The organism is Kineococcus terrestris, from assembly GCF_041020755.1.
Taxonomy (GTDB): Bacteria; Actinomycetota; Actinomycetes; order Actinomycetales; family Kineococcaceae; genus Kineococcus; species Kineococcus terrestris.
The window spans coordinates 1-18,232 of the sequence record NZ_JBEUEI010000017.1 but is presented as its reverse complement, the minus strand read 5'-3'; the positions used below and the strand labels follow the sequence as shown (position 1 = coordinate 18,232).

Below are 18,232 nucleotides of genomic sequence, written 5' to 3'. Positions count from 1 at the left end.
CTGCGTCAGCGGCAGCCGCGCAGGTAGCTGCAGGTGCGCCGCGCGATCGGCAGCGGCTGGTCGAACGAGGCCACGGGGTACATGTCCTGCTCGACGATGGCGAACACGTCGCGGCCCAGGCCCTCGAGGGCCTCGAGCACGGAGGGCATGTCCGGCACGCCGTGCGGCGGCTCGACCATGGCGCCGAGCTTCACGGCCTCGCCGAAGCCGAGGTCCTGCGCCTTGACCTTCGCCACGACCTCCGGGTCCACCTGCTTGAGGTGCACGTACCCGATGCGGTCGGGGTAGCGGCGGATGAGGTCGACGTTGTCGCCGCCGGAGTAGCTGACGTGTCCGGTGTCCAGGCAGAGCTTGACCGCGTCCGGGTCGGTCATCTCCAGGAACCGCTCGACCTGGGGCTGGGTGTCGACGTGGGTGTCGGCGTGGGAGTGGAACGCCATCTGCAGGCCGTAGCCCTCGCGGATGTCGCGCCCGAGGCGGTCCATCCCGGTGGCCAGGCGCTGCCAGCCCTCCTCGGTCAGCTCCCGCGGCTCCAGCGCCTCGCCGGTGGTGTCGCTGCGCCACTGGCCGGGGATGACGACCAGGTGGGTGCCGCCGACGGCCTTCGTCAGGGCCGCGACCTGCTCGACCTGCGCCCAGGCCTCGTCGTAGTGGTCGGGGCGGTGCAGGGCGGCGAAGATGGTGCCGGCGGAGACCTTCAGGCCGCGCGAGCCGATCTCGTCGGCCAGGCGCTGCGGGTCCGTCGGCAGGTAGCCGTAGGGGCCGAGCTCGATCCACTCGTAGCCGGCCTCGACGACCTCGTCGAGGAAGCGGGTCCACGGGGTCTGCTGCGGGTCGTCGGCGAACCAGACGCCCCAGGAGTCGGGGGCGGTGCCGATGGTGATGGCGCGGCTCATGCGGTCTGGACCCTCCACGTCGTCGTGCGCCCGCACCGCCGTGCGGACACGTGAACCATCGCGCGGCGGACCCGCGCTGTCAAGCAATTGTCAGGACATATGTACCTGCTGAGGTGCCCGTCGGCAGGATGACGCTTTCCCGCCCACCCCCGGCAGCGGGCCCGCGCGGTGGTCGCCGCGGGGCCCGCCCCAGAGCTTCACACGAGCGGGCGCTGGCGCGACTTGTGGGCCTCGTACTCGGCGCGCGCGGTGCGCGTGGAGTCCAGGTGCGAGACCTCCGAGACGGGCACGTCCCACCAGCCGCCGCCGTCGGGGGCCTCGGAGTACAGGTCCGTCTCCACGTGCACCAGCGTCGACGTCGTGGCGGCCTTGGCCTCCTGCAGCGCCTCCACGAGCTCCTTGCGCGTGCCGGCGCGCAGCACCCGCACGCCGAGGCTCTCGGCGTTGGCGGCCAGGTCCACGGGCAGCCGCTCGCCCTCCAGCCGGCCGGAGCTCTCGTCGCGGTAACGGTACTTCGTGCCGTACCGCTGCGAGCCGCGCGACTCGCTCAGCGCGCCGATGGAGGCGTAGCCGTGGTTCTGCAGCAGGACCACGACGACCTTCACGCCCTCCTGCACGGCCGTCACCAGCTCGGTCGGCATCATGAGGTAGGAGCCGTCCCCCACGGTGATGAACACGTCCCGGTCGGGGGCGGCCATCTTCACCCCGATGCCGCCGGGGATCTCGTAGCCCATGCACGAGTACCCGTACTCCACGTGGTAGCCCTTGCGGTCGCGGGTGCGCCACATGCAGTGCAGGTCCCCGGGCAGCGAGCCGGCCGCGCACACGACGACGTCGCGCGGGTCCGCGACCTCGTCGACGGCGCCCAGCACCTCCGCCTGGGCGAGCAGGCCGGTCTCCTCCCCGATGCCCGAGCGGTAGTAGCGCTCGACCACGGCGTCCCACTCGCGGTTCAGGCGCGCGGCGCGCTCGCGGTACTCGTCGGGCGTGGAGAAGCCCTCCAGCGCGGCGCCGAGCGCCTCGAGCGCCTCGCGGGCGTCCGCCACCAGCGGCAGGCCCGCGTGCTTGACCCCGTCCAGGCCCGCGACGTTGACGTTGACGAACTCCACGTCGGGGTTCTGGAACGCCGTGCGCGAGGCGGTGGTGAAGTCGGAGTACCGGGTGCCGATGCCGATGACGAGGTCGGCCTCGCGGGCCACCTCGTTGGCGGCGGTGGTGCCCGTGGAGCCGATGGCGCCCAGGCACAGGGGGTGGTCGTAGGGCAGCGTGCCCTTGCCGGCCTGCGACTGGCCCACGGGGATGCCGGTGGCCTCCACGAAGGCGCGCAGCGCGTCGTCGGCGCCGGAGTAGGTGACGCCGCCGCCGGCGACGATCATCGGGGCCTTCGCCGCGCGCACCATCGCCGCCGCCCGCTCGACGAGCTCCCTCTCCGGCACCGGCCGGGCGACGCGCCAGGTGCGCTCGCGGAACAGCTCGACGGGGAAGTCGAACGCCTCGGCCTGCACGTCCTGCGGCAGGCACACCGTGGCCGCGCCGGTCTGGGCGGGGTCGGTGAGGACGCGCATCGCGCCCAGCAGCGCGGCGCTCAGCTGCTCGGGCCGCCAGACCCGGTCGAAGAACTTCGACAGGGGCCGGAACGCGTCGTTGACCGACACGTCGTAGCCGTAGTCGTGCTCGAGCTCCTGGAGCACGGGCGAGGCCACGCGGGTCGCGAACACGTCGCTGGGCAGCAGCAGGACGGGGATGCGGTTGATGGTCGCCAGCGCGGCGCCGGTGAGCATGTTCGAGGAGCCGGGACCGATGGACGCGGTGACGGCCAGCGTCTGCAGGCGGTCCTTCTGCCGGGCGTACCCGACGGCCGCGTGCACCATCGCCTGCTCGTTGCGGCCCGTCATGTAGGGCACCTGCGCCGGCGGCGTCCAGCCGTCGCCGACCCCGGCGCCCAGCTCGGCCTCCAGCAGGGCCTGACCGACGCCGGCCACGTTGCCGTGGCCGAAGATGCCGAACACGCCGCCGAAGAACTGCTGGCGGACGCCGTCGCGCTCGGAGAACTGCGCCTGCAGGAAGCGGACGACCGCCTGCGCGACGGTCAGCCGCACGGTCTGCTGCGAGGGGTTGGGGACAGCGCTCATCTCGATCTGCTCCGGTCGGGGTCTGGCGGTGGTCTGGCGGTGGTCTGGCGGTGGTCTGGCGGTGGTCTGGCGGGGATCGGGCGGTGTTCTCAGGCGGGCGCGTCCGCCGCGGCGGGCGCGCCGTACAGGGGCAGGCGCGGGTCGACCGGCACGCCCTCCCAGGTGCTGCGCACCCAGCCGTGGGCCGGGTCGTCGCAGATCCTCCAGGCGCGCTCGTCCGCGGGCCCGGCCATGACGTTGAGGTAGTACATGTCGTACGCCGGCGAGGCCATCGAGGGCCCGTGCCAGCCGTGCGGGATGAGGACGACGTCGCCGGAGCGGACCTCCTCCAGCACGTCCACCGGCCGCTCGGCCTCGCCGTAGACCCGCTGGTACCCCACCCCGTCGTCCAGGCGCGGCGTCCCCGCCGGGCCGAGGCCGCGGAACTCGAAGTAGTAGACCTCCTCCAGCTCGCTCTCCACGTCGCTGGTGCGGTCGTGGCGGTGCGGCGGGTAGGAGGACCAGTTGCCGGCGGGGGTGAGGACCTCGCAGGCGATGAGCTTGTCGGTCTCGAACGCCTGCGGGGTGGCGAAGTTGTTCACCTGCCGGCTGCACTGCCCGGCGCCGCGCAGCTCCACCGGGACGCCGGAGGCCGGGCCGTAGCGGAACGGCAGCCGCCGGCGCGCCCGCGCGCCCGGGAACGACAGGACCGCTCCGGCGGCGCTGCTGACGGTCAGGTCGCTGTCGCGGCCGACGTAGGCGAAGTCGGTGACGCCCTCGAAGACGGAGGCGCGCCCGGCCAGCTCCAGCACCTCCCCGTCGACCTCGACGCGCGCGGACCCCGACAGCGGCAGGACGAGGACCTCGTCCCGGCCGGTCGAGAACGTGCGCTCACCGCCGGGCGGCAGCGTCAGCGTCCGCAGGCTGGAGAACCCCCAGCCCGCGGACTCGGGCGTGACGACGAGGTCGAAACCGTCCCGGGCCGCCGAGCCGGCGGGGAGGTGGAGCTGCTGCGCCACGGTGCGCGTCTCCTCTCTGAGGTGCTGGTGCTCCGGGACCCCGGGGGCCCCGGGGGCCGGGCTGGTCAGTGGACGAGCGAGACGGCCGTGCGCACGGCCGCGGCCACGTCGTCGTCGGGCGGGTACAGCAGGGTGCGCCCGACGGTCAGCCCGCGCACCGACGGCAGCGACAGGGCCTTCTGCCACGTCGCGAACGTCTCCTCCGGGGAGGTGCTCGGGTCGCCGCCCAGCAGCACCGTGGGCAGCGTCGTGGACTCCATGACGCGCTCCATGTCGTCCACCACGGGCAGCTTCAGCCAGGTGTAGGCGGTCGTGCGGCCCAGGGCCTGCGCGACGTTGACCGACTTGACCACGCCGTCGGCGGACAGGTCGTGCACCACCCTGCCGCCCTCCCAGCGCGACCAGAAGGGCTCGATCATCGCGATCAGCCGCTGCTCGGCCAGCTCGCTGATCGCGTCCGCCGAGGCCGTCAGCGTCGGCAGCGTGCCGGGGTCGTCCAGGGCGATGCGGGTGAGGAACTTGCCGCCGTCGAGGTTGGCGTCGGCGATGGCCCGCGCGTCGTACCCGGTGAAGCGGTCGTCGAGCTCGAACGAGGCGCCCTGCAGGCCGCCGCGGTTCATCGACCCGAAGACGACCTTGCCCTCCAGGGCACCGAGCAGCGTGAGGTCCTCGATGATGTCGGCGCTGCCGAGCAGGCCGTCCACGCCCGGGTCGGCCAGGGCCACCTGCAGGCGGTCCAGCAGCTCGGTGCGGCTGGCCATCGCCATGGGCCGCGAGCCGACGCCGTTGGCGCCGCGCGCGGGGTGGTCCGCGGCGATGATCATCAGGCGGCCGTCGTCGGGCAGCAGGCGCTCGCGCCGGCGGCGGGCGCGGGCGGCCCGCGCGATCCGCTCGGGCTCGAACGCGCGCAGGTGCGACACCTCGGCGTAGTCCCGGGCGGCGGGGGTGTTCTCAGGCACGGGCCGCGACCTCCTCGAGCAGGGCCTCGACCTCGGCGGTCGTCGGCATGGCGGTGGAGCACTCCCGGCGGGTGGCGACGATCGCCCCGGCCGCGTTGGCGAAGCGCAGGACGCGCTCGAGGTCCCAGCCGGCGAGCAGCCCGTGGCACAGGGCGCCGCCGAAGCCGTCACCCGCCCCCAGGCCGTTGACGACCTCGACCGGGGTGGGCGGGACCTCCACGACGGTGTCGCGGGTCATGCCGAGCACGCCGCGCGGGCCCTGCTTGACGATCGCGACCTCGACGCCGGCGTCCAGCAGCGCCTGCGCGGCGCGGCGCGGCTCGGTCTCGCCGACGGCGACCTCGCACTCCTCCCTGTTGCCGACCGCCACGGTGACGTGCGGCAGCGCGCGGCGCACCTGCTCGCTCGCCGTGGCCGCGTCCGGCCAGAACATCGGCCGGTAGTCCAGGTCGAGGATCGTCAGCGGACGGCGGGCCCGGGCCTGCCAGGCGGCGTGGTGCGCGCCGCGGCTGGGCTCCTCGGACAGGCCGGTGACCGTCGCCCAGAAGACGCCGGCGCGGGCGATGGCGTCGAGGTCCAGCTCCTCGGCGCGGATCTGCAGGTCCGGCGCGGTCGGCTGGCGGTAGAACAGCAGCGGGAAGTGGTCCGGCGGGTACATCTCGCAGAAGGCCAGCGGCGTGTTGAGGCCGTCGACCCCGCTGACGAACTCGTCGGACACGCCGAAGCCGGCGAGCGCCTTGTGCACGAAGGTGCCGAAGGCGTCGTTGCCGGTGCGGGTGACGACGGCCGAGGACCGCCCGTGCCGGGCGGCGGCGACGGCGACGTTGGTCGCGCTGCCGCCCAGGTACTTGCCGAAGGTCTCGACGTCCTCCAGGCCGACGCCGTCCTGCAGGGGGTAGATGTCCACACCCACCCTGCCCATGGTCACCACGTCGTACGCGGGTGTCGTGCTCACGCGTCTCCTCCTGTCGCGTCGTCAGCGGTTCCGGTGCCACCGGACGCTCCAGCGCGTCCTGCCGGGGTGGTGCGCGAGCGCACCGGGGCCCCTCCCGGTGGGCGACCCGGGGGCCGCGGCGGTGCGGTGCGGCACGAGCCTCCTCCGCGGCCGTCCTGGTGTCAAGAGTATGTCAGGACAAATAGACTTGCTGACGTGAAAACCTGTCTTCGCTACGATGCGGCGTGGGCCGGTGACCGGCCCGCGCGACGACGCGTGAGCACAGGAGCCCTGGTGAGCGACCTCTTCGTGGACCTCGACCGGTCCAGCCCCGTCCCCCTCTACTTCCAGGTCGCCCGGCAGATCGAGCGGGCCATCGAGGCCGGCGAGCTGCCCCCCGGCTCCCGGCTCGACAACGAGATCACCCTGGCCGACCGCCTCGGCCTGTCCCGGCCCACGATGCGCCGCGCCATCCAGCAGCTCGTCGACAAGGGCCTGCTCGTGCGCAAGCGCGGCGTGGGCACCCAGGTGGTCCACGGGCAGGTCACCCGCCCGGTGGAGCTGACGAGCCTGCACGACGACCTGGCCGCGCACGGGCAGGCGCCCACCACGCGGGTGCTCGTCCACGAGGTCGTCGAGGCCGGCGACGAGGTGGCCGCGGGCCTGGCCGTGCCCGTCGGGCAGCCGGTCCTGCACCTGCGCCGGCTGCGCTGCTCCAGCGGTGAACCGCTGGCCGTGCTGGAGAACTGGCTGCCCGAGCCGTTCACCGACCTCAGCGCCGAGACCCTCGCCGAGCGCGGGCTCTACCAGCTGCTGCGCTCGCGGGGGGTGGGCATGCGGGTCGCCCGCCAGCGCATCGGCGCCCGCCGCGCCAGCGCTGAGGAGTGCCAGCTGCTCGACGAGCGCCGCGGCAGCCCGCTGCTGACGATGGAGCGCACCAGCTACGACGACTCGGGCCGCGCCGTCGAGTGGGGCCGGCACGTGTACCGGGCCAGCCGCTACGCGTTCGAGGTCACCCTCGTCGACCGCTGACCCGACCACCCCCCCACCACCCCGGAGGTGCCCGTGCGGCTCGGACTGCTCGGCGCGGGGCGCATCGGCGCCGTCCACGCGGAGACGCTCACCGCCCTCGAGGCCGTCGACGAGCTCGTCGTGGCCGACGCCGCGCCCGGTGCCGCGCGCGCCCTGGCCGAGCGCCTGGGCGGGCCGGGCGCGGGCGTGAGCGCCGTGGACGGCGCCGCGCGGGTGCTGGCCGCCGGGGTGGACGGCGTCGTGGTCGCCGCGGCCACCGACGCGCACCCGGAGCTGGTGCTGGCGGCCGTGGCGGCGGGCCTGCCGGTGTTCTGCGAGAAACCCCTGGCCCGCGACCCGCGCGACGCCGCGGCCGTCGCGGAGCGGGTGCGCGCCAGCGGGGTGCCCGTGCAGGTCGGCTACAACCGCCGCTTCGACGCGGGCGTGGCCGCCGTCCGCGACGCCGTCGCCTCCGGGGCCCTGGGGCGGGTGCACACGGTGCGCTCGACCACGCTGGACCCCGCCCCGCCGCCGCCCGCGTACCTGGCCGCCTCGGGCGGCATCTTCCGCGACTGCGCCGTGCACGACCTCGACGCCGTCCGGTTCGTCACCGGCCGCGAGGTCGTCGAGGTGTACGCCACCGGCGACGACGGCGGCGACCCGGTGTTCGCGCGGCACGGCGACGTCAGCACGTCGGCGGCCGTGCTGACCCTCGACGACGGCGCGCTGGCGCTGGTCTCGAACACCCGGTGCAACCCGCGCGGGTACGACGTGCGGCTGGAGGTCCACGGCACGGCCGACTCCGTCGCCGCGGGCCTGGACGACCGGCTGCCGCTGCGCTCGCTGGAACCCGGCGCGACGTTCCCCGCCGGCCCGCCGCACGAGTTCTTCGTGGACCGCTTCCGGGACGCCTACCGCGCCGAGCTGGCCGCGTTCACCGGGGTCGTCGCGGGCACGCGCCCCTCCCCCTGCACCGTGGACGACGCCCTGGAGGCCGGCTGGCTCGCCGAGGCGTGCGACCTGTCCCTGCGCGAGCACCGGCCCGTGCGGGTGGCCGAGGTGCGGCCCGCCGGCGCCCGCGCGTGAGCCGCGTCGTCGTCCTCGGCTCGCTGAACGCCGACCTGCACCTGGGCGTCGAGCGGCACCCCGCGCCCGGGGAGACGGTCCTGGCCGGGACCGTCGCGCACCGGTCCGGCGGCAAGGGCGCCAACCAGGCCCTGGCGGCGGCGCGCGCGGGGGCGCGGGTGCTCCTCGTGGGGGCGGTGGGAGACGACGAGCCGGGGCGCGCGCACCTGCGGCACCTGCGCGCGGCCGGCGTCGGCACCTCCGCCGTGCGCGTCCTCGCCGGCGTCCCGACCGGCACCGCCGTCGTCTGCACCGACGCGGCCGGGGAGGGCACGATCGTCGTCGCGCCGGGCGCCAACCACCGCGTGGGACCGGGCGACCTGGCCGCGCTGGACGGGCTCGGGCCCGGTGACGTGCTGCTCGCGCAGCTGGAGCTGCCGCTGGACGTCGTCGCCGACGGCGTGCGCCGGGCCTCGCGGCGCGGGGCCCGCGTGGTGCTGAACCTCGCCCCGTACGCGCCGCTGCCGGACGACGTCCTGGCCGCGGCCGACCCCGTCGTCGTCAACGAGCACGAGGGCGCCCTGCTGGAGCGGGACGGCGTCGCAGCGCCGTCCCTGCTCACGACCCTCGGCGCGCGCGGCGCGCGCTGGGGGGACCTGGAGGTGCCCGCCGAGCGCGTGCGCGTCGTGGACACCACGGGCGCCGGGGACGCGTTCTGCGGCGCGCTGGCCGCGCACCTGGCCGCCGGCGCCGACCGGGCGGCCGCGCTCGCGGCGGCCACCGCGGCCGCGGCCGCCTGCGTGCAGCACGAGGGCGCTCAGCCGCCCGCGAGCTCCGGGTAGCGCGCCCCGACGCGGTCGGCGACCGCGTCGAGCGCCGCGAGCCCCGCCACGACGTCGTCGGCCGGGCGCAGCGGTGTCGTGGTGGCGCCCTCGCCGACGCGCGCGGCGACCTCGGTGGCCTGGTGGTGCAGCCCGCCCGCACCGCCTTGGCTCCACGGTCACGCACGTCACGGTCGTGCCGGTGTCCACTCCGTCAGTCGTGCTGGGGGCTGGGGCGGCTCGACTCCGCGAACTTCTTCGCCTTGACCGGGTCGCTCAGCGTCCGGTTCAGCGCGGCGTCCTCCCGGGTGGCCTGGTCACCGCCGACCACGTGGTCCTGGTCGGCGAACAGCGCGTCCAGCCCTTGCCGCGCCACCAGCGCCGGGTCGTTCTTCCAGTCGTTCGAGCCGAACTTGGTCGCACCCATGCCAGCGGTCTGGTGGAAGTCGGTCGCCGTCGCCCCCGGCAGCAGAGCGGTGACGACGACGCCGTGCTCCCTCATCTCCTCGCGCAGCCCTTCGGCGAAGCTCAGCATGAAGCTGCGGGTGGGTCCGTAGATCGACTCGTACGGGGTCGGGGTCAGGGCCGAGCACGACGTCGTGACCAGGAGGTGACCGGCCCGCCGGGGAGCCATGTGCCGCACGACGTGCTTGGCCAGCCGCACCTGGCCCGTGACGTTGAGCGCGAGCATCGCCAGTTCGTCGTCGAGGTCGGTGTCGAGGAAGGCGCCGCCGAGGCTGCGGCCCGCGTTGAGGCACGCGACGTCCAGCGGGCGGCCGGTGGCCTCGACCGCGGCCCACACGCGGTCGACGCCCTGCGCGGTGGCCAGGTCGGCCTGCACCGGGACGACCACGACGCCCGGCAGGCGGGAGCCGAGGTCGGCGACGCGTTCGCTCGCGCCGACGCCCACGAGGTCGTACCCGCGGTCGGCGAGCTGACGGGCGAGCTGGAGACCGATGCCGGCGGAGGCGCCGGTGACGAGGGCCAGAGGCATGTGACTGCTCCTTCAGGTGGAGGTGTCGGGTCCGGTGGAGCCCGGTGGGCGACGTGAGGGGTCGGCGGGGGCGGATGTCCGGTCGACCCCCGCTCTGGAGGGACTCGCTGGGGGCCGGCGGTGAGGTGGCGGGCTCACCCTCACCGACGCGACCGTGCCGTCCGGTCTGCGCCGGCGGAAGGGTTCACCGTGGTCACGACGTCGGGGGACTGCTGGTCGTGCGCCGCACGACCAGCGACGCCGGGACCTGGTGGACCCGTGGGGCACGAGCCTGGCCGTCGATGCGTTCAGCTAGGAACCGGGCCGCCTGGACGCCGATGGCCAAGCTCCCGTTCTCGACGCTGGTCAGCGACAGGTGCCGGATCATCGCCAGGTAGGTGTTGTCGTACCCCACGATCGACACCTCCTCGGGAACGCTCAAGGTGAGGTCGTGCGCTGCGGACAGGGCACCGATGGCGGCGAGGTCGTTGTAGGCGACGATCGCGGTCGGTCGGCGACGTCCAGCCAGGACACGGCGCGCGGCGGCGTAACCGCTCTCCTCGCTCATCCCGCCGGGAACCACCACAGGCTCCAACCCGGCGGTGGACATCGCCTCCCGGTACCCCTGGACGCGGAGGTCCCCCACCCGTCCAGGGCCTCGCAGGTGCGTGACGGCGGTGTGGCCGAGGTCGACGCAGTGCTTCGTCGCGGCGGCCGCCCCCTCGACGTCGTCGTTGACGACGACGTCGACGGCGGCGGCGCCCGGGCCGAGGTCGGCGGGTTCGTACGTCCCGGCCAGCACGATCGGCACCACGGTCGCAGCCCGGCGCAGCTCCTCCCCGTCCTCGGTGGTCCCCACCACCACGATGCCGTCGACCTGTTGCCTGAGCAGCTGGTCGACCGGTAACCCACCGACCCGGCGAGAGGTCGCCGAGTCCACCAGCACCGGCGCCAGGCCGACCGTGTCCAGGGTGGCTGTCACGCCGGCCAGCAGATCCACGAACCACGGGTTGCGCAGGTCGTTCAACAGCACCCCGACCGTGCCGGAGCGCCGCGCCCCCAGCACCTGAGCCACCCGGCTGGGCTGGTAGCCCAACTCCTCGATGGCACGGGTGACCGCGTCGCGTCGAGCCGGGCTGACACCCGGATCGCCCCGCAGTACCAAGGACACCAGGGACTTCGACACACCGGCCCTGGCGGCCACATCGCGGATCGTGGTCGTTCGTCCCGTCGACACAGCAACCATCCTAACCTACACTGGACCGGTCCATTGTTGTCCATGTCTTCCGGTCAGAGCCCGACCAGGACTTCGACGTGGCACCGACGCACCGATGCAAAGGAGCCCCGTGGCACCGAAGATCTCGATGAACGTGACGACCACGTTCTTCGGCAACGTCGTCCAGGACATCCGTCTGGCCAAGGCGGCCGGGTACACCGGCATCGAACTGCAGAGCCCGAAGCTCTACCGCTACCTCGACGCCGGCTTCGACGTCCGCTCCTTGCCCGAACTGCTCGCCGGCCTGGAGGTCACCGGCCTGGGGGCCGTCCTCGACATCGAGCGCCAGGGCCCAGCTCGCGAGGAGTACCTGGCCGAGGTGGACCGCATGTGCAAGGTGGCGGTCGTGGTCGGCGCCCCCATCGTGCAGTTGTGCACCGGCCCGGTGGACTGGAACGTGGTCAAGGACTTCACCGCTGGGCGGCTGGCCGGTGACGACAGCCGCTACCGCGCGACTCTCGGCCTGGAGGAGGCGGAAGCCATCCGGGTCACCGCCGCCAACGTGCGCGCGGCCGCCGACATCGCCGGCTGGTACGGCTTGGACCTCTACCTCGAACCGTTGGCCTGGGCCCGGCTGAACCGCTGCCGCCACGCCCTGGCCCTCGTCGAGGAAGCCGGCCGCACCAACGTCGGCATCGCCCTGGACACGTGGCACTTCTGGACCACCGGCGACACCTTGGAGGAGGTCCGCGCCCTGCCGAAGGAGCTCATCAAGGCCGTCCACCTGTCGGACGGCCTGGACCTCGACCGCGCGCACGACGTCCCCGACCAGTCCCGCCACCGCAACGTCGTCATCGGCGGTGGCTCGATCCCGCTGCAGGAGTGGGTCGATGCCGTCAAGGCGACCGGCTACGACGGCTGGTGGGTCACCGAGATGTTCTCCGACCGCGCCAACGAGCACGATCCCGCCGTCGTGGCTCGGACCATGCGGGACCTCACCGCCATCCTCGTCAGCTGAAGGGACCAGACGTGCAACGCTTCGCCCTCATCGGCGCCGGCTTCATCGGCGCGGTCCACGCAGCCTCGCTGGCAGCACACCCGGACGTGGACTTCGTCGGCGTCCACGACGTCGACGTCTCCCGCGCAGGGGCGCTGGCCGCCCGGTACGGAACACGCGCCCTGGACGAGTCGCAGGTCTTCGACGCCTCGCGCCTGGACGCCGTCTTCGTCGCGTCCTCCACCGACACCCACGCTCAGCACCTGCGGTCCGCGGCCGACGCCGGGCTCGCCGTCCTGTGCGAGAAACCGGTCGCCGCCGACCTTGCCGAGGCCGTCGTCGTGGCGGACCACGTCCGAGCCAGCGGGGTGCTGGCGATGGTCGACTTCAACCGACGTCACGACCGCGACCACGCCGAACTGCGTCGCGTCGTCGCCTCCGGTGGCGTCGGTGACGTGGAGCTGATCCAGCTCACCTCCCGCGGGCCGAGCCTGCCGCCGCTGGAGTACCTGCGCTCTTCGGGCGGTCAGCTGCGGGACCAGACGGTGCACTTCTTCGACCTGGCCCGGTGGATCAGCGGTCAGGACCCCGTCGCGGTCTCGGTCACGGGGTCGGCGCTGGTGGACCCGGCCATCGCCGAGTTCGGTGACGTCGACACCTCGGTGGCGACGTTGGCCCTGCCCAGCGGCGCCCTCGTGCAGATCGACAGCGTCCGCCGCACCGGCTACGGCTACGACGAACGCATCGAGGTCATGGGCTCGACCGGCCTGGTGGAGTCACGACGCCAACGCCGCGGGAACGTCGCCCGCTACGGCGCCGGGCAGATCGTCCAGCACGGCCTGCACGATGGCTGGTTCGAACGCGTTCGACCGACCTACGCGGCCGCCCTCGCCGCGTTCGTCACCGCCCTCGAGAGCGGAGGCGAACCGCCCACCACCTTGGACGACGGCGTTCGCGCTCAAGCCATCGCCGAGGCAGCGAGCCGTGCGCTCGTGTCGCGCCGCGAGGAGGTCATCACCTACCCGTGATCTCCCCCGCGCGAGCGATCGTCCGGCCCGGACGAGTCCCCGCGCCGCGCTCGGTGAGCGGGGCTGCCACACCGCCGCGAGACCTGCCGAGCTCACGAGCGAGGTCAGCCTCCGGCGATGCGCACGCTTCCCCGTGCCCGGTCGCGAACGTCCTGCGGACCACCGCCGGTCGACCGGGGTAGCGGCGCGGACGGTGCAGGACCGTCGCCCACCTGCGCAGCTCCGGCCTGGCCGCGGCGCACTGCACCGTGGACCGGGCTCAGGCGGACCGAGGGCGTGAGCGGGGTCCGGCGGGGCAGGAACAGCGTCCACACCGCCTCGGCGCAGAACACCCCGCGCGCGGCGGCGGCGTCGGCGAACCGGCGTGCGGACGCCTCGTCACGCGAGCCGACGGCGTGCACGACCTGGCGCGTGGAGCGCTGCAGGGCGGCGGTGAACCGCTGCGCGATCCAGCCGGTGCCGAGCACGCCCCAGCGCAGGGCCGGGACGCTCGCCGGGTCGCGGGGACGCGGGGCGGGCAGGGCGGTGGGGACGCCGGTCACGCGCCCACCTCCCGCCAGGCGCCGCCGGCGCGCATCGAGGCGATCGCCGCGGCGGCGACCCGCTGGGCGGCGACGCCGTCGGCGGCGGTGGCCAGCGCCGGGTCGACCGGGCCGCCGCGGGCCGCGTCCACCCACGCCTGCAGCTCGAGGCGGTAGGCGTCGGCGAACCGGGGGCGCCAGTCCGCGTCGTACGCGCGGGCGCGGCGCAGGTCGGCGTCCACCTGCAGGCGCGCCGGCACGGGCAGCACGGCCGCGCCCGCGGACCCCACCACCTCGCAGCGCACGTCGTAGCCGTAGCGGGCGGCCAAGAACACCTCCACCGTGGTCAGCGCCCCGTCGGCGGTGCGCAGCAGCAGCTGCTGCGGGTCCACCAGCACCGGGTCCCCGGCCAGCGCCGCGGCGGGCGCGTGCCAGGACACCTCGACGACCGCGCTGCCCAGCAGCCAGGGCACGACGTCCAGGTCGTGCACCGCCGAACCGGTCACCGACGACTCCGACGTGGCGCCCGGGCCCGGAGCCACCCCGCGGCTGACGTGGTGGACCAGGCGCGGCTCGCCCAGCCGGCCCTCGCGCACCGCCTCGCGCAGGACGGCGTAGCCGGGGTCGAAGCGGCGCATGAACCCCACCGCGAACAGCGGCGCGCCGGGCGCCGCAGCGGCCGCGGCGACCTCCAGCGCGCCCTCCAGGGTGGGTGCGAGGGGTTTCTCGCACAGCACCGCCTTGCCCGCGGCCAGCGCCGCGGCCGCCAGCGCGGGGTGCGTGGCGTCCGGGGAGGCGATGACGACGGCGTCCACGTCGTCGGCCGCGCAGACCTCGGCGGGGTCGGCGCTGACGCGCGCTCCCCCGGCGTCCGCCGCCGCCGCGGCGGCGCGGGCGGTGTCCGGGTCGGCCACCGCGGCGACCACGGCGCCGCTGACGGACCGGTGCAGCGTGCGGGCGTGGTCGGCGCCCATGACCCCGGCGCCGACCACGCCCACGCGCAGGACGTCGTGCGTCACGCGCGCACCTCGCGCCGGCGCGCCGCCTGCGCGCGCAGCTGCTCGCGCGCACCGTCCACGTCGACGTCCTCGTCCAGGCAGCGGTGCACCAGCTCGGCCTGCGACTCGGGGTTGATCCGCCCGATCGGCTGGTCCAGGTCCAGGTCGGTGGGGAACGGGTACCCCTCGGCCGAGGCGGCGACGACGTTGCCCAGCTGCTGCGCGGAGGCGCCGGCGGCCCGGCGCTCGCGCAGCACCGGGTACAGGGCCTCGGAGACCGCCAGGCGGTCGACGGCCTCCAGGGAGCGCCCGAACGCGGAGGAGACCTGCAGCAGGTTCGCCATGCGCTTCACGTCGGCGGACACGTTGCTGCCCGCGCAGTGGAACAGGGCCGGGTTGAAGAACACCGCGTCGCCCTTGCGCAGCGGCAGCTGCACGTGGTGCTCGTCGAAGTACGCGCGGAACTCCGGCAGGCCGACGGCCAGGTAGCCGGGGCCGTACTTCTGCGAGTGCGGCAGGTACATCGTCGGCCCGGACTCCACGGGCATGTCGACGTGGGCGACGGCGCCCTGCAGGGTCATCACCGGCGAGAGGCGGTGCACGTGCGCGGGGAAGCGCACGGCGGTCTCCAGCGGCATGAACCCCAGGTGGTAGTCGCGGTGCGGGGTCTGCGCGGTGCCACCGGGGTTGACGACGTTGAGGTCGGAGATCACCTGGTACTGCGGACCGAGCCAGGCCACGGAGACGAGGTCGACGACGTCCGTGGCGAAGTAGTCGAAGAACACCTGCGGGTCGCGCAGCGCCAGCTTCTCCAGCGCCCCCCACACCCGGTCGTTGGCGCCGGGCTCGGCGAAGTGGTCGCCGCCGGCCACGCCCGCGGCGCGCTGCTCGTCGATCATCTCCTGGTAGACGGCGCTGGCGCGGTCCACGACGTCCGCCTCGAAGGCGCCGGCGAAGACGGCGATGCCGGCGCCGTCGGCCAGGACGTGCGCGATCTCGTCCTGCACCTGCGCGCGGTCTCCACCGGCGGCCAGGTGCGCGCGCAGCCGCTCGCCGTAGACGGGCACGCCGCGCTCGACGCGGTCGGCGGACGGGACGTCGGACGGGTCGGTGCCCACCTCCACGAGGCGGCGGAACTCGTCCAGGTCGCAGTCCTCGCGGGTCAGCCAGGAGGAGGGGCGGCGGGTGGTCGTCGCGGTCACGGTCACGTCCTCTCGTCGTCGGCCGCGGTGCGGCCGGGGGGTTCTGCGGTGAACCCGCCGTGCAGGACGCTACGGGCCCGCGGGGGCCCGGGGAGCTTGCCGGTCCGTCATTTTCCCACCATCCTCGGGCGGTGCCCCGCACGTTCCGCGTCCGCGACATCGCCCTGCAGGCCGGGGTGTCCGAGACCACCGTCGACCGGGTCCTCAACGGCCGGCCCGGCGTGCGGGCGACCACGGTGGACGAGGTGCACCGCGCGGTGGCCGACCTGGAGCGCCAGCGCACGCAGCTGCGGCTGACGGGCCGCACGTTCGTCGTGGACGTCGTCGTCGACGCGCCCGAGCGGTTCACGACGGCCGTGCGCGAGGCGCTGGAGCGCACGCTGCCGGTGCTGCGCCCGGCGGTGCTGCGCTGCCGGTTCGCCTTCTCCGACGCGGCCTCCCCCGCCGAGGTGGCCGGGCGGTTGCGCGAGGCCGCCCGGCGCGGTTCGCACGGCGTGGTGCTCAAGGCCCCCGACAGCCCGGAGGTCGTGGACGCCGTGGCCCGGCTGCGCGCGCGCGGCGTGCCGGTGGTGACGCTCGTGACCGACCTGCCCGGCAGCGCGCGCGTGGCCTACGCGGGCATCGACAACCGGGCGGCGGGGGCGACCGCCGCGTACCTCGTCGGGCGGTGGGGCGGCGGCGGGCGGCGCAGCGTGCTCCTGGCCCGCGGCCGCTCGACGTTCGAGGGCGAGGACGCCCGCTGCTCGGGGTTCCTCGGCACGCTGCGCGAGGGGTTCCCCGGCGTCCGCGTCCACCAGGTGCGCGAGGACGAGCGTCCCGGGGCCGCGCTGGGCGACCTCGTGCGCGCCGCGCTGCGGGCGGACCCCGAGCTGGACGCCGTCTACTCCGCGTACGCCTCCGGCGGGTCCGCGCAGGTGCCCCGGGCGTTCGCCGCCGAGGGCCGCCACTGCGGGTTCTTCCTCGTGCACGACCTGCACCCCGAGCACGAGCAGCTGCTGCGCACCGGCGGGGTGGACGTGGTGCTGCACCACGACCTGGCCGGCGACCTGCGCCGCGCCTGCCACGCCCTGCTGCAGGCGCGCGGGGAACTGCCGGGCGCGCCGCAGTCGTGGTCGTCCTCGGTGCAGGTCGTCACGCCCCACAACCCGCCGGTCCCGCTGCCGCTCGGCTGACGCCGCCCGCGCGGCGACCTATCGTCGGGTCGGGCACCGACGCCGAGCACCCTGGAGGACACCGTGACCGCCACCCCCGTCCCGCCGCGCTCCCGCACCGGCTGGTTCACGCCGGACGACTGCCGGCTGGAGGAGTTCCGCGCCGTCGTGGAGGTGGAGACCTCCCCGGCGGACTTCCCGCACGCCGACGCCGTCGAGCAGGGCGTCCTGGTCTACGGCGAGCGGTACCGGGAACCCGCGGGCACCCCGGAGGGCCGCCGGGAGGTGCAGGCCGAACTGGCCCGCGCGCTCGCCGACGGCCCGGGCGTCGTCCTGTTCCCCGGCGCCTTCGACCCCGCCGTCGTCGACCGCGCCACCGCCGAGTTCACGGCGATGGTCGAGGAGCAGCGCGCGGCCGGCGTGCAGGGGGGCGACCACTTCGCCAAGCCCGGCGCCAACGACCGCGTGTGGGGAGCGCTGGACAAGCTGGGCGTGCGCGCGCCGGAGGTGTTCGCGGACTACTACGCGAACGACGTCCTGGCCCTGGTCAGCGAGGCGTGGCTGGGCCGCGGCTACCAGGTCACCTCGCAGGTCAACGTCGTCAACCCGGGCGGCACGGCGCAGCGCGCGCACCGCGACTACCACCTGGGGTTCATGGACCGCGAGCAGGCGATGGCGTACCCGGCGCACGTGCACGCGCTGTCGCCCGCGCTGACGCTGCAGGGCGCGGTCGCGCACGTCGACATGCCGGTGGAGACCGGGCCGACGCTGTACCTGCCGCACTCGCACAAGCACCCCGCCGGGTACGTCGCGTTCCACGACCCCGCGTTCACCGCGTACTTCGAGGAGCACCGCGTGCAGCTGCCGCTGCGCAAGGGCGACGCCGCGTTCTTCAACCCGGCGCTGTTCCACGGCGCCGGGTCGAACGTGTCGGCGGACGTGCGGCGGATGGCGAACCTGCTGCAGGTCTCCTCCGCGTTCGGGCGGGCGATGGAGACGGTCGACACGACGGCCCTGTCGGCGGCCGTCTACCCGGTGCTGCGCGCGCGGCGGGCGGCCGGGGCCGGTGAGCGGGAGCTGCGCAACGTCGTCGCGGCCGCGGCCGAGGCGTACCCGTTCCCCACGAACCTCGACGCCGACCAGCCGATCGGCGGGCTGGCGCCGCAGAGCCAGGCCGAGCTGGTGCACCAGGCGCTGCGGGAAGACTGGGAACCGGACCTGCTGGGCACGGCCCTGGCGGCGCAGCAGGAGCGCCGCCGCTCGCGGCTGGGCTGACCACGGACGCGGCGGTCCCCGCACCCGGCCGGGTGCGGGGACCGCCGCGTCCGTG

The 18,232-nt window shown here is 74.9% G+C and carries 17 protein-coding genes; 7 read left to right on the top strand and 10 right to left on the bottom strand.

Annotation, left to right across the window (positions count from 1 at the left end):
• Positions 1-5: 5 nt before the first annotated feature.
• The 5 genes from AB8M62_RS11855 to iolC form a co-directional block, all read right to left on the bottom strand.
• Positions 6-896, bottom strand: a complete 891-nt coding sequence (locus AB8M62_RS11855) for a TIM barrel protein (protein ID WP_369069682.1) — start codon at positions 894-896, stop codon at positions 6-8.
• Between the two features lie 197 nt (positions 897-1,093).
• On the bottom strand, positions 1,094-3,028 hold the full coding sequence (gene iolD, locus AB8M62_RS11850; protein WP_369069681.1) for a 3D-(3,5/4)-trihydroxycyclohexane-1,2-dione acylhydrolase (decyclizing): 1,935 nt from the start codon (positions 3,026-3,028) through the stop codon (positions 1,094-1,096).
• An 89-nt stretch (positions 3,029-3,117) separates the two neighbouring features.
• Positions 3,118-4,026, bottom strand: coding sequence for a 5-deoxy-glucuronate isomerase (gene iolB / locus AB8M62_RS11845; RefSeq protein WP_369069680.1), 909 nt, complete (start codon positions 4,024-4,026; stop codon positions 3,118-3,120).
• 65 nt (positions 4,027-4,091) lie between these two features.
• Positions 4,092-4,985 (bottom strand): Cgl0159 family (beta/alpha)8-fold protein, encoded by an 894-nt coding sequence (locus tag AB8M62_RS11840; RefSeq protein ID WP_369054402.1) that lies wholly within the window; start codon positions 4,983-4,985, stop codon positions 4,092-4,094.
• Positions 4,978-5,907, bottom strand: coding sequence for a 5-dehydro-2-deoxygluconokinase (iolC, locus tag AB8M62_RS11835; protein ID WP_369069728.1), 930 nt, complete (start codon positions 5,905-5,907; stop codon positions 4,978-4,980). The genes AB8M62_RS11840 and iolC overlap by 8 nt, the downstream gene beginning before the upstream one ends.
• A gap of 306 nt (positions 5,908-6,213) precedes the next feature.
• Between iolC and AB8M62_RS11830 the strand changes: the two genes are divergently transcribed.
• The 3 genes from AB8M62_RS11830 to AB8M62_RS11820 are packed head-to-tail and all read left to right on the top strand — an operon-like array spanning position 6,214 to position 8,837.
• Complete coding sequence (locus tag AB8M62_RS11830) at positions 6,214-6,951, top strand: GntR family transcriptional regulator (RefSeq protein WP_369054400.1); 738 nt, start codon at positions 6,214-6,216, stop codon at positions 6,949-6,951.
• 33 nt (positions 6,952-6,984) lie between these two features.
• Entirely contained in the window at positions 6,985-8,016 is a 1,032-nt protein-coding gene (locus AB8M62_RS11825; RefSeq protein WP_369069679.1) for a Gfo/Idh/MocA family protein, read from the top strand.
• Positions 8,013-8,837, top strand: a complete 825-nt coding sequence (locus tag AB8M62_RS11820; RefSeq protein WP_369054397.1) for a PfkB family carbohydrate kinase — start codon at positions 8,013-8,015, stop codon at positions 8,835-8,837. Before AB8M62_RS11825 ends, AB8M62_RS11820 begins: the two co-directional genes overlap by 4 nt.
• A gap of 193 nt (positions 8,838-9,030) precedes the next feature.
• Here the strand turns inward: AB8M62_RS11820 and AB8M62_RS11815 are convergent, their stop codons facing one another.
• Together AB8M62_RS11815 and AB8M62_RS11810 are read right to left on the bottom strand one after the other, a co-directional pair.
• Positions 9,031-9,810: an SDR family NAD(P)-dependent oxidoreductase gene (locus tag AB8M62_RS11815; protein WP_369054396.1), complete on the bottom strand. Its 780-nt coding sequence runs from the start codon at positions 9,808-9,810 to the stop codon at positions 9,031-9,033.
• Positions 9,811-10,003: 193 nt separating this feature from the next.
• The gene (locus AB8M62_RS11810) at positions 10,004-11,035 is read right to left on the bottom strand and encodes a LacI family DNA-binding transcriptional regulator (protein ID WP_369054394.1); all 1,032 of its coding nucleotides are present in this window, start codon (positions 11,033-11,035) and stop codon (positions 10,004-10,006) included.
• A gap of 100 nt (positions 11,036-11,135) precedes the next feature.
• Between AB8M62_RS11810 and AB8M62_RS11805 the strand changes: the two genes are divergently transcribed.
• Both AB8M62_RS11805 and AB8M62_RS11800 read left to right on the top strand, forming a co-directional pair.
• Positions 11,136-12,023 carry a sugar phosphate isomerase/epimerase family protein gene (locus AB8M62_RS11805; RefSeq protein ID WP_369054392.1) on the top strand — a complete coding sequence of 296 codons (888 nt, stop codon included), beginning with the start codon at positions 11,136-11,138 and terminating at the stop codon, positions 12,021-12,023.
• Positions 12,024-12,034: 11 nt separating this feature from the next.
• On the top strand, positions 12,035-13,030 hold the full coding sequence (locus tag AB8M62_RS11800) for a Gfo/Idh/MocA family oxidoreductase (protein ID WP_369069678.1): 996 nt from the start codon (positions 12,035-12,037) through the stop codon (positions 13,028-13,030).
• A gap of 104 nt (positions 13,031-13,134) precedes the next feature.
• Here AB8M62_RS11800 and AB8M62_RS11795 read toward each other — a convergent pair whose 3' ends face one another.
• The 3 genes from AB8M62_RS11795 to AB8M62_RS11785 all read right to left on the bottom strand — a co-directional run bounded on the left by AB8M62_RS11795 (position 13,135) and on the right by AB8M62_RS11785 (position 15,751).
• Positions 13,135-13,497: a hypothetical protein gene (locus AB8M62_RS11795; RefSeq protein ID WP_369069676.1), complete on the bottom strand. Its 363-nt coding sequence runs from the start codon at positions 13,495-13,497 to the stop codon at positions 13,135-13,137.
• A 71-nt stretch (positions 13,498-13,568) separates the two neighbouring features.
• The gene (locus AB8M62_RS11790) at positions 13,569-14,570 is read right to left on the bottom strand and encodes a Gfo/Idh/MocA family protein (RefSeq protein ID WP_369069675.1); all 1,002 of its coding nucleotides are present in this window, start codon (positions 14,568-14,570) and stop codon (positions 13,569-13,571) included.
• Complete coding sequence (locus AB8M62_RS11785; protein ID WP_369054386.1) at positions 14,567-15,751, bottom strand: phytanoyl-CoA dioxygenase family protein; 1,185 nt, start codon at positions 15,749-15,751, stop codon at positions 14,567-14,569. The genes AB8M62_RS11790 and AB8M62_RS11785 overlap by 4 nt, the downstream gene beginning before the upstream one ends.
• Before the next feature lie 131 nt (positions 15,752-15,882).
• Here AB8M62_RS11785 and AB8M62_RS11780 point away from each other — a divergent pair, with 131 nt between their 5' ends.
• Both AB8M62_RS11780 and AB8M62_RS11775 read left to right on the top strand, forming a co-directional pair.
• Complete coding sequence (locus tag AB8M62_RS11780) at positions 15,883-16,923, top strand: LacI family DNA-binding transcriptional regulator (protein ID WP_369069674.1); 1,041 nt, start codon at positions 15,883-15,885, stop codon at positions 16,921-16,923.
• Positions 16,924-16,986: 63 nt separating this feature from the next.
• Positions 16,987-18,177 (top strand): phytanoyl-CoA dioxygenase family protein, encoded by a 1,191-nt coding sequence (locus tag AB8M62_RS11775; RefSeq protein WP_369054384.1) that lies wholly within the window; start codon positions 16,987-16,989, stop codon positions 18,175-18,177.
• Positions 18,178-18,232 lie beyond the last annotated feature (55 nt).